11 protein-coding genes and 1 pseudogene are annotated in these 11,933 nt (G+C 26.5%); 8 read left to right on the forward strand and 4 right to left on the reverse strand.

Translation table 11 applies throughout. The features are described 5' to 3' along the window. Positions 1–3: 3 nt before the first annotated feature. From AVENP_RS15800 to AVENP_RS15815, 4 genes are all read left to right on the forward strand, one after another. Positions 4–1,032: a FecCD family ABC transporter permease gene (locus AVENP_RS15800; protein ID WP_128359812.1), complete on the forward strand. Its 1,029-nt coding sequence runs from the start codon at positions 4–6 to the stop codon at positions 1,030–1,032. Positions 1,033–1,040: 8 nt separating this feature from the next. After that, entirely contained in the window at positions 1,041–1,817 is a 777-nt protein-coding gene (locus tag AVENP_RS15805; protein ID WP_128359811.1) for an ABC transporter ATP-binding protein, read from the forward strand. A gap of 138 nt (positions 1,818–1,955) precedes the next feature. Next, positions 1,956–3,842 carry a TonB-dependent receptor plug domain-containing protein gene (locus AVENP_RS15810; protein ID WP_128359810.1) on the forward strand — a complete coding sequence of 629 codons (1,887 nt, stop codon included), beginning with the start codon at positions 1,956–1,958 and terminating at the stop codon, positions 3,840–3,842. A gap of 291 nt (positions 3,843–4,133) precedes the next feature. Beyond that, complete coding sequence (locus AVENP_RS15815; protein ID WP_128359809.1) at positions 4,134–5,051, forward strand: ChaN family lipoprotein; 918 nt, start codon at positions 4,134–4,136, stop codon at positions 5,049–5,051. 66 nt (positions 5,052–5,117) lie between these two features. On the opposite strand, the gene AVENP_RS15820 is transcribed toward AVENP_RS15815, so the two are convergent. Beyond that, positions 5,118–5,867, reverse strand: a complete 750-nt coding sequence (locus tag AVENP_RS15820) for a class I SAM-dependent methyltransferase (protein WP_128359808.1) — start codon at positions 5,865–5,867, stop codon at positions 5,118–5,120. A 105-nt stretch (positions 5,868–5,972) separates the two neighbouring features. Then, positions 5,973–6,617: pseudogene (locus tag AVENP_RS15935) on the reverse strand (HD-GYP domain-containing protein); the annotation flags it as partial. 1,011 nt (positions 6,618–7,628) lie between these two features. Here AVENP_RS15935 and AVENP_RS15830 point away from each other — a divergent pair. The 4 genes from AVENP_RS15830 (at position 7,629) to AVENP_RS15845 (ending at position 10,593) form a co-directional block, all read left to right on the forward strand. Then, positions 7,629–8,468: an FAD-dependent thymidylate synthase gene (locus AVENP_RS15830; protein ID WP_128359806.1), complete on the forward strand. Its 840-nt coding sequence runs from the start codon at positions 7,629–7,631 to the stop codon at positions 8,466–8,468. Then, positions 8,468–9,385, forward strand: a complete 918-nt coding sequence (locus AVENP_RS15835) for a glutaminase (RefSeq protein WP_128359805.1) — start codon at positions 8,468–8,470, stop codon at positions 9,383–9,385. The genes AVENP_RS15830 and AVENP_RS15835 overlap by 1 nt, the downstream gene beginning before the upstream one ends. Positions 9,386–9,451: 66 nt before the next feature. Further along, the gene (locus AVENP_RS15840; protein WP_128359804.1) at positions 9,452–10,066 is read left to right on the forward strand and encodes a trimeric intracellular cation channel family protein; all 615 of its coding nucleotides are present in this window, start codon (positions 9,452–9,454) and stop codon (positions 10,064–10,066) included. A 71-nt stretch (positions 10,067–10,137) separates the two neighbouring features. Continuing rightward, complete coding sequence (locus tag AVENP_RS15845; protein WP_128359803.1) at positions 10,138–10,593, forward strand: hypothetical protein; 456 nt, start codon at positions 10,138–10,140, stop codon at positions 10,591–10,593. An 11-nt stretch (positions 10,594–10,604) separates the two neighbouring features. On the opposite strand, the gene purN is transcribed toward AVENP_RS15845, so the two are convergent. Then, entirely contained in the window at positions 10,605–11,189 is a 585-nt protein-coding gene (gene purN, locus AVENP_RS15850) for a phosphoribosylglycinamide formyltransferase (protein ID WP_128359888.1), read from the reverse strand. A gap of 52 nt (positions 11,190–11,241) precedes the next feature. Continuing rightward, entirely contained in the window at positions 11,242–11,706 is a 465-nt protein-coding gene (gene ruvC, locus AVENP_RS15855; protein ID WP_128359802.1) for a crossover junction endodeoxyribonuclease RuvC, read from the reverse strand. Between the last annotated feature and the right edge of the window lie 227 nt (positions 11,707–11,933).

An 11,933-nucleotide genomic window follows, 5' to 3' on the forward strand; every position in this document is an offset into this window, starting at 1 on the left:
AAGATGACAAAAATAAAAAAATCAGCTATAGGAATATTTTTAGTTTTACTAATAATATCGATGTTTTTAAATTTAGCTATAGGAGCATTTAGTATTTCAAGTAGTGAAATTCTAAATGCTTTACTCTGCCCTGAAGAGAATAAAATATATTATCAAGTAATAATGGATATAAGATTCCCTAGAATTCTTTTAGGAGTACTTGTAGGAATTGCTTTTGGTATTAGTGGAGCAATGATGCAAACACTTTTTAAAAATCCTCTTGCAGATCCTGGATTAATAGGAGTTTCAGCAGGTGCAAGTGCAGGAGTTGTGATATTTATGCTGCTTGGAAGTTTTTTACCAAATTTTCTTTACAATAGTTTTTTATCTTATCTTTCTTTACCTTTTAGTGCATTTTTAGGTGCTAGTATTACTATTTTTATCATTTATAAATTAGCAACAGTTTATAACAAAGTGGCTGTAACTGTTATGCTTTTGGCAGGTATTGCCATAAATGCTATGCTTGGAGCGTTAGTTGGATTATTCACTTATGTTAGTACAGAAGAAGAACTTAAAAGTTTTACTTTTTGGACAATGGGAAGTTTAGCAAACGGTGATATGAAAGTTATTTTGACTTTGATTCCAATAGTTTTAGTAACATATCTTTTTGCTTATAGAAAAAAAGTTGAATTAAACTTAATGTTATTAGGAGAAGATGAAGCTAGAAATTCAGGAGTAAATGCTGAAAAACTTAAAAAAATGATAATACTTTTTGTTTCATTATCTATTGGTGCAAGCGTTGCTTTTTGTGGGATAATTGGATTTATAGGTTTAGTAGTTCCTCACATAGCAAGACTTATAGTTGGCTCTAATCACAAATTTTTTATACCGTTAAGTGCTATTTTAGGTGCTTTTGTTTTATTATGGGCAGACAGTTTATCAAGAACTATAATTGCTCCTGCTGAGTTACCAATTGGAATTATTACTGCTATTTTAGGTGCACCTTTTTTCTTGTGGCTTTTACTTAAAAATAGACAAAATTCTATGGCTTAAGGAAAAAAATGTACAAAATAAAGAATTTAACTTATTTAATACAAAAAAGAAAAATATTAAATAATATAAATATAGAAATAAAACCAAACTCTTTTTTATCTATTATTGGTCCTAATGGTTGTGGAAAATCAACATTAATGAAAACAATTAATAGAAATATAGATATTCAAGAAGGCAATATTACTTTAAATAAAAGAGATATTAATAATTTTGAAGATAAAGAACTGGCATTAAAAAGATCTGTTCTACAACAATCTTTCTTTTTCCCTTATAATTTTAAAGCTATAGAAATTGTCGAAATGGGTCTTTATGCATATGATTTAAATCCAAAAGATAAAAAAAATATATTAAGCTATATTATAGAAAAACTAAATATAGAGCCTTTGGCAAATAAAGATTATCAAGGGCTTTCAGGTGGAGAAAAACAAAAAATTCAATTTGCTAGAGTGGTTGTACAACTTTATGCAAGTTGTGAAAAAGAAAAATATCTTTTTTTAGATGAACCCACTTTAAACTTAGATATATTTTACCAATACAAAATTTTAGATTTAGCAAAAGAGTTACAAAAAGATTTAAATATTGGAATATGTGCAATACTTCATGATATAAATCAAGCTTACCTTTATTCTGATCAGATTGCTATGATGAAAGATGGTGAGATAAAATATTTTGGAGAAACAAAAAATATTTTAACCTATGAAAATATTTATGATATTTTTCATGTTGAAAGTGAATTTGTTTACTCAAAAAGACTCAATAAAGAAATGTTAATTACTACTTCATAGTATGTGTTATATACACTCTAATAAACCCAATTTATGAAAAAACAATTCCAATTTATATAAACTAATATTGATATTCATTATTAGTTTAATTATAATGATCTAAAAGAAATTAATCAAAAATTTACAAAGGAAAATAAAGTGTATAAACAAAGTCTATTTACAATTTCAGCTCTTGCAATACTTACATCAAGTGTAATTGCAAATGAAGAGATAAACAAAAATACAACAAAGTTAAATGAAATAATAGTAACTGCAAAATCAAATAAATCAATAGATGATATTTCAAGTTCAGTTACAGTTATAACAGCAGAAGAAATAGCTAGATTAAATGCAACAAGTATCAAAGATATTTTAGTTAAGCAAGCAGGAATTATTGAAACTGTAAATTCATCTTCATTAGCTGGAAGAAAAAGTATCTCTATTCGAGGTCTTGATTCAAGTTATACATTAATTTTAATTGATGGTAAGAAAATAAGTCCAACAGATGCTTATATTGGACATAGTGATTTTCAATATTCATGGGTTCCTGTTAATATGATTGAAAGAATTGAGATTATAAAAGGGCCAAAAAGTTCTATTTATGGTTCACAAGCTATCGGTGGAGTGATAAATATTATCACAAAAAAAGATACTAAAAAAATTTATGGAGAAATAGATATTCAATCTGGTTTCTCTTCTGCTGAAAAAGGTGGAGACGAAGAGAATATTAGTGCAAATATAGGTGGAAATATTTCTGATAAACTTTTTATGTTTGTTGGTGCGAATAAATATAATAGAGATTATACAGTAGGTTCTGAAATTACAGGATTTGATCATACATACATGGAAGGTATTGATAATGAAAGTGCAAATATCAAACTCCAATATAATTTTGATGATACACAAAGTATTTATACTTCATATATAAAAGGTGAAGAAAAAAGAGAACTAGAAGACTATCCAGAATATTATAATTTGAAAAGAGATATATATAGTATTGGCTATAAAAAAAGTTTTGAAAAAATATCTTTTGATATAGATTATTCTAAAACAAAATTAGATTCAAAATATAAAGGAGGTTCATCATCTACTATGAACTATATTACTAAACTTACTAATGATTCTTTAAAAGCAGAAGCAAAAGTTACAGCACTAAAATATAATGATATTGTTTTAGGGGCTGAAACATCAAAAGAGACTCATGATAGAGAATACCCAATGACTGGTCAATCAAAATGGAATTTTGAGTCTAAAACTAATGCTTATTATATTCAAGATGAAATAGAACTAGGAAACTTTATCTTCACTCTTGGTGGAAGATATGATGATAATGAAAAATATGGAAATGAATTTTCATCAAATATTGGTTCAATATATAAAATAGATGATAACCAAAGATTAAAATTAAACTATGGAGAAGGATTTAAAGCTCCCCTTTTAACTCAAGGTTCAAGTGGATATATTTCTATGGGTATTCAAGGTAATGATAATCTAAAAGCAGAAACTTCAAAATCTTATGAACTAGCTTATGAATTATATGGAAATAATACTACATTTAAAGCATCTGTATTTAAAACAGATTTAGAAAATATGATTAAATCGGAAGGACATGGAACAGGGTCAAAATATGTAAATGTTGATGAAGCAGAAGCTAAAGGATTTGAACTAAGTATTAATTATGATATTACAGAAGATCATCAAATAAATACAAATTATACTTATGTTAAAACAGAAAATAAACAAATAGGAAAAGATTTAACTTATAAACCTGAACACACATTTAATATTGGTTTAACTTCTAAATTAGCTTGGGGTATATCATCTTATATAAGTGCAAACTATCTAGGAGAACAATATGTTGATGAAGCTAATTTAGAAAAAGTTGGTGGTTATACAATTTTAAATACTCAAATTTCTAAAGAACTTACTAAAAATTTAACCGCAAGAATTGGTGTTGATAATATTACTGATAAAGATTTTGAAGATGCCAATCCTTATGTATTAAAAAGAAGACTTGCTTATGTAGGATTAAACTATAAATTTTAATTTATTATAAAAGAACTCATACTTTAATATGAGTTCTTTTGGAAAGACTATAGATAAAAGGGAAAAAAAGAAGATAATAAACTTTTTATTGAAACCTATAATTTTATGAAGTTAAATTTCATGGTTTACTTTTAGTAAAACCAACTTCATTTGATTTAAATATTGAATTAACTTTTATAGAAAAAGGTTTTCATATAACAATAGATGATGGCGTACAAAAACAAACAAATTTTATTTTTTATAATAAAATATTTTATAATGAAATTCAATAAAACATAAAAAGGAAAAAATATGTTAAAACTCTTAATAGCTTTTATAACTACAATTTTTTTATTTACAGGTTGTACAAATAAAGTTGCACCATTAACTCATAATCTTGAAAAAAAAGAGGATATTTACTCTATTAAACAAGCAAAAAGCATCTCTATGCAAGAACTTCTAAATGAAGTAGAAAATTATCCAGTTATTTTTGTAGGAGATCATCATAATACAGAAAAAACTCACAAATTTTTTGCAGACTTTATAAATGAACTAACTAAAAAAGGTTACAAATTAAGTCTAGCAAATGAATGGTTTACTCCTGAACAAAACTCTATATTAAAAGATTACACGGATAATAAATTTGATACAGCTACACTCAAACAAAAAGTTGAGTGGGATAAATTTACAAAATTTAAATGGGAATATGTATCACCACTTTATAAAGCTATAAAAAATAATGGTGGAAAACTTTATGGTATGAACATATCAAAAAAAGATAGAACAAAAATCTCTTTAAAGCAATTTGATAAAATGAGTACAGAAGAAAAAGCTTTTTATGACAATCTAGATTTAAATGTAACTGCTCATAAACAACTCATCTCTCCATATTTAAAGCATTGTGACAAAATGCCATCAATAACTAAAGAACCTTGTGAAGAAAGAATGTATAGAGTACAAGTTGCTTGGGATACATATATGGCACAAAATGTGGCAAAAATATCAAAAGAGGTTATAAAAACTCCAAAAGATAAACTTTTAGTTTTTGCTGGAACTATGCATATAGAGCAAAACTTAGGTATTCCTTTGAGATTTACAAGATTGAGTAATCTTCCATATATTACTATTTCAAATGAAAAAATAGAAAAAAATGAAAGTTTAAAAATAGATGCAAATAAATCTGATATAGTTTATATTTATGAAGTTGAAGAAAATAATAAAAATGATTAATGTTATTTTTGTATGGACGAGCCTATAAAATTTCTTGAAACTTATATTATTTTAAATATTAAAAAATCAAAGTTTATAAGCTTCAACTCTTAATCTTACATAATCAGCAATCCAGCCACTTTCTTGGTCATATATCTTTTTTCTTAAAATCTTTTCAACTTCATTTTTGAAAATGATTTTTTTCTCTTGGCTCAAATTTATAGTAATTCCATTTGCAAAAATATCTAACCACTCTTTTATATCATTAATTTTTGTGGGTCTTGGAATTAACTCTATTGATTTAATATCAAAACCATTATTAATTAAAATATTTCTATACTCTTCAACACTCACAAAATTCCAAGGATTATTGAATTCTCCAAAATCATCATGAGTTAAAAAAACCTCTTGCATTGTTTGGCATAAAGAGTTTATATTCCCAAATCCTCCAAATTCAGCTACAAATTTTCCATTTTTTTTTAAAACTCTTGATATTTCACTAGCACTTGTATTTAAATCTTTTACCCAATGTAACACTGCATTTGAAAATACTTTTTCAAAAGTTTCATCTTTAAACTGTAAATTTGTAACACCCATAACAAAAGCATCAATTCCGTTCTCTTTTGCTTTTGTAACCATATTCTCACTTAAATCAACACCTATTACTTTTGCACCTTTATTTTGAATCTCTTTTGCTAAAGTTCCCTCTCCACAGCCTAAATCTAAGATTTTTTCATCTTTTTTTGCATCTAAAATATCTACTAACGAAAAAGCTAAAGTTGACACAAAACTTGCTCCTTGTGCATATTTATCTGCATTCCAAATATTACCATTCATATAAATTCCTCTAAATTTTAGAAAATATTACTCTATATGAAAAATTTAAAGTACAAGAAAAGTTCTATTTTATATCTGTAATCTTTTGCTTTAAGTTATATCTTTTTAAAACTTATCTTTAAAAGTCTCTCTAATTTTTAAAAACTCATCTAAATGTTCAAAGAAAATGTCCACAAGTTTTGGGTCAAAATGTTTTCCTTTCTCTTCTTTAAACAAATTAAATATCTTTTCATCATTCCAAGCTTCTTTATAAACCCTATCACTTCCTAAAGCATCAAAAACATCAGCAAGTGCAGTAATTCTTCCATAAATATGAATATCTTCTCCACTTGCTCCTCTTGGATATCCACTTCCATCCCATTTTTCATGGTGTTCATTTGCAACAATTGCTGCCATTTTTAAAAGGGGTCTATCTGAATGTTTAAGCATTTCATAACCCAAAGCTGCGTGAGTATTCATAATTTCTCTCTCAGCTTCATCAAAACGTCCAGGTTTATTTAAAATAGCATCTGGAATTGCAACTTTTCCAATGTCATGCATTGGACTTGCTTGTTTTAACATCTCTGCTTCTTTTTCATCTAAACCATAATATAAAGCTAAAAGTTTTGAATACTCTGCAACTCTTTTTACATGATTTCCTGTCTCTTTAGATCTACTTTCACCAATAGCACCCATTGTAAATACAACTTCTTTTTGGGTTTTTTCTATCTCTTGATTTAATTTTGTAATTTCAATTAAACCATCTTCTATTTTTGTTTCAATTTCATCTACAGATAAACCAACATTTTTATAAACTTTATAAGCTAAAAGTGTTAGAAAACTAATTACAATTATTAAAAGTATCAAAATACTTATATATGTAATATTAATAAAATTACTTGAAAGTTTTTCTATTTTTTCTTCTATTTCAAAACTATAGTTTTTATTAATATTAATGATATTTAGACTTATATTTCTAATTTCAAACTCTTTGTCTTCAATATCTTTAATTTTAACACTTTGAGTACCAACTTTTTCAACAATTTGTAGATATTTTTGAGTATCAACATTATCATAACTGTTTTTTAATAATTGAATTTTTCCTAACCATTTCTCAAAAGTTTCCCTATCTCTTTTTTGATAAAGTACTTCTTTACTATAATATTTCACATCTCCAAATAATTGAGAAAGTTTAAAATCTTTTTGCTCAATTATCTCATGGTCAATTTTTTTTCTTATTTCATTTTCTATTGGATAATCACTATTAAATTGCTCAAGCAACTCAATTTTACTCTCTTGTAATAAATAAATAGAATCAAATGCTTTTTCTATTTCTTGTTCACTTTTAAATAAAAGTTCAAGTCTTTTAGCAATAACTTCATCTTTATTTATACCTGTTATAAAAAAATCTATTAAATCATTTTTATCTTGTTCTTTAAAAGTCTCTTGTATCTTTTCAAACTCTAATTCATACTTAACAAAATCTTCTTTTGCTTTATCCAACTCAACAATAGAATCTAAAGTAATTGTATCTTTTAATAATTCGTTCATTCTTTCTTGCATAGAAACTAAATTATTAATAGATTGTTTAGCTAAATTATTCTCTTTAATTTGATAAATAACTATAGTATTTATAATTCCAATTATCGCAATAATGAACAAAATCAATATAAAACTAAATTTAACTATTTTTTTTATACTCATATCTATCCTTGAAATTAATTATCTATGTATGTAGTTTTTTGTATAATCTATTTTAATTATACAACAAGGTGCTAAAAAATGATAAACATGATTAACAAAAAAGAGAATATATTTGGTGATGATATCGCTTTTGTAGAGAATTGGGACTTTTCAAAAGCCAATCTAAATGAAGAAAATAGAATCTTAGCTATCACTCAAGTTGCTTCAATTTGTTATCAATCACCAAAAGCCTTAGGAAGTGAAAGTTTATATAACAGACTTATGGCAGAATCACAAGGTCTACCATCATCAAGTTTTGAATTTGTTCCTGTTTTACTTGATTTTACAAATGAAAAACATAAAGAAATTTTAGCTCTTGAATTTTCAAATACAAAAAAGTTTGGAGAATTAATTTGTGATGGGAAATATCTTCTTACAAATTATAGAGCTTTAGTTTATGATTTTGAGAATAATCCAAAAGAGTATAGCTTTGATATTAGAACCACTTATAACACACTTGAAGAGTGTAAGATTATCGAAGAATATTTCAAAGTATTTTTATTTAAAGTTGACTTCCCAACAAGATCTCAAATGGTAAGACATAGAGTAAACTGGCAAGAACTTTCAAGAAGATATGTGAGTGGGAAAAGAGTTCCTTTTGATTTTTATGTAAGTGAAAAGATGAAAGATGTAACTACTGAATATGGTAATACACAAAAGATATTAGATATTTGTTTAGAACATTATTACAAAGCTTTAGAAGATGGTGTAAAACCACAAGAAGCTAGAAGAATAATACCACAAGCTGGATATTCACAAATTTGGGGAGGTTTTCAACCAACTCAATTAGAAAACTACTTCAAACTAAGACTTGATTCTCATGCTCAATGGGAGATTAGAAAAACAGCCGAAGCGATGAAGGAATTATTAGGAAATTAATGAATTATCAAAAAATATTAGAAGAGATTGAACAAGAGATTCAAACTCTTTTTTCAGAAGGTAAAGTTGCAAACTATATACCTGCACTTGCAAAAGTAAACCCAAACCAATTTTCTATGTCCATTCAAATGTTTGATGGAACTTCTTTTGGTATTGGGGATGTAAATAAAAAATTCTCTATTCAAAGTATCTCAAAAGTTTTTACTTTCACCTTGGCTTTAAATCACTATGGAAGAAACTTATATAAAAGGGTTGGTCACGAACCATCTGGAAATCCCTTTAACTCTTTAGTTCAACTAGAATATGAAAATGGTATTCCAAGGAATCCTTTTATAAATGCAGGTGCAATAGTTACAGCTGATTCTTTAATCTCTATTTATAAAGAAAATAGTTTTAATCAAATTTTAGAGTTTATAAGAATGGTTTCTAATGACCAAACAATAAGTTATGATGAAGAAATTTTTCATTCAGAACTAGAACATGGATTTAGAAACTATGCACTTATAAATATGATAAAAAGTTATGGAAATATTTATAATAATATAGATGATGTAATAAATACATACTTTAAACAATGTTCAATTATGATGAGTCCAGCTCAACTAGCTCGTTCTATGCTTTTTTTAGCAAATCATGGAGAAAATCCTCTTACAAATGAAACTATCATAACTGAATCAAAAGCAAAAAGAATAAATTCACTTATGCTTACATGTGGTCACTATGATGCTAGTGGAGATTTTGCATATAAAGTTGGACTTCCAGGGAAAAGTGGTGTTGGAGGAGGAATAGTTGCCCTTGTTCCTAAAAAAATGGCCATTTGTGTATATTCTCCAAGATTAAATCAACAAGGAAATTCACTTATTGGAACAAAAGCTTTAGAATTATTTACAACAAAAACTGGTCTTTCAATTTTTTAACCTAAATTTTGTATAATCATAAACAATACAAGATTTGTATCAATTCTTTTTTGGAGATTTAAAATTATGAGTGCATTAGAAATTGCTGATATTATTGGAATTATTTGTTTTGCACTGAGTGGCTTCTTAATATCCGTTCACTATAAACTTGATATTTTAGGTGTTTTCATCTCTTCATTTCTAACTGCTCTTGGCGGAGGAATGATTAGAGATGTACTTGCTGATAGAACACCTTATGTTTTTACCACAAATCTTCCTGTTTTTTTAGTAGTTGCAACTGTTGTAATTGCACTTTTATTTAAACTACATAAAATTGATGATTTAGAAGGAAAAAGTGCTTTTATAATCTCAGATGCTATTGGTTTGGTTTCTTTTTCAATAACTGGCTCAATTGTAGCAATTCAAAACGATTTTAATTTTTTAGGTGTATTAATACTTGCATTTTTAACAGCAGTTGGTGGTGGAACAATTAGAGATATTTTAATAAACAGAGTTCCTTCTATTTTAGTTTCTGAATTTTATGCAACAGTTGCATTAATCATAGCTTCAATAATTTTTGTATTAGAAATTTTACAATTAAGAACTTTACCAGCAATCACTCTTGTATTTATTTTTGGTGTAGTTTTGAGACTTCTTGCATATTATAAAAAATGGCATTTACCAACTTTATCAAAGGAATAATTTTTTCTCTTTAACTTTTCATTTACTTTTTGTAGGTATTATTCAACAATTTTAAAGATACAGGAGAAAAAATGATAAAAAAATTTCTATTTACAGTTTTTTTTGGTTTAAGTGCATTTGCAGCTTCATTAACAGTGGGACAAACTCTTCCAACGTTAACAATCAAAGATCAATTTGAAAAAGAACATGCGGTTGATGAAAATATTAAAACAATAATTTTCTCAGCTACAAAAGCTGAAAGTGCTACTATAAAAGATTTTTTATCTACAAAAGATAAAAATTATTTAAGTGCAAATAATATTGATTATGTAGCAGATATTACAGGAATGCCAAGTTTAATTTCTAAATTTTTTGCTTTACCAAAAATGAGAGATTATGCTTTTCCTATTCTTTTAGTTGACGAAGAAAATAAGGGATTATTTCCAGTTGAACAAGATAAAATTTCTATAATTACTTTAGAAAACTCTAAAATTACAGACATTAAATATGTAAAAACTGCTGAAGAATTAGCAGCTATTTTTAAATAAAAATTTAACTACTAGCTTTTTGCTAGTAGTTTTTCAAATGCTTCAACAATAGCAACACTTTCAAGCTCTTTTATTCTATTTTCTAAAGAATCAACTGTTTCATCATTAGTAAGTTCTAGCTCTTTTGTAAGAATAATTTCACCTTCATCATAAACTTCATCTACATAATGAATTGTAACACCTGATATTTTTTCACCATTTTTAATAACAGCCTCATGTACAAATCTTCCATACATTCCAATTCCACCATAAATTGATGGAAGTAATGCTGGGTGTGTATTTATTATTTTATTAGGAAATGCACTTAAAAGATTTGATTCTATTTTTTTCATATATCCAGATAAAAATATATAATCACAACCAAATTCTAAAAGTAATCTAGCAATTTTATCATCTATATTTTGTCCTGGGTATCTTTTATCATTTATAATAAAATAAGGAATATCATAAGATTCTGCTTTTTCTAAAACTCCTGCATTAGTATTATTTGTAATTACTACAACAACTTTTGCATTTAATTTTTTTTCAATTATAGCTTTTTGAATTGTTTCAAATCCACTTCCATTATATGAAGCTAATATTCCGATTTTTTTTATCATTATTTATCCTAATTTTTGGGGGCTGAATTATATCTATTTTAAAATTAGTTTACAATCTTTGAGCATGCGTTAAAGCGATTGCAATAGCATCTGTTATGTCAAGAGGTTTAATCTCTTTTTTAACCCCTAAAAGCCTTTTAACCATGAAAGCCACCTGCTCTTTTGTAGCTTTTCCATTTCCTGTAACTGCTTGTTTTACTTGAAGTGGAGTATATTCTGCAAAATTACCAAATTTTTGCAAAATTTTTAAAGATATTGCTCCTCTGAATTGGGCAAGTTTAATAACTGTTTTTGGATTAAAGGCATAAAACATATCTTCAATAGAAACTTCATCTATTTCATGTTTGGCAAATATCAAATCAAAGCCCTCTGTCATCTCTACAATTTGCTCTTGTAAGATTTTTGTTTTAATTTTTATTAATCCAGCTTCAATAAGTTTTACACTGTTTCCACTCTTTTCTACAATAGCATATCCACAGTTTCGAGTACCTGGGTCAATTCCTAATATTTTCAACTTTTCACTCTTTCTGTTTAATTTCTATTCACATTCATCTATAGCCCGTATAATGGTATCTTTTTAATAAATTTTCACTTAAAGGAAAAACTTTATTCACTACTTATTCACTATGTGTATAACTTATTTTATTTGGCAAATTTAAGCCCTTTAACAACAAATGAAGCTGTTTTATAAAAAATTTTGATATAATATTTACTAATTACGATTAAAGAGTTTACAAATAA

Origin of the sequence: Arcobacter venerupis, assembly GCF_013201665.1 — a bacterium.
Taxonomy (GTDB): domain Bacteria; phylum Campylobacterota; class Campylobacteria; order Campylobacterales; family Arcobacteraceae; genus Aliarcobacter; species Aliarcobacter venerupis.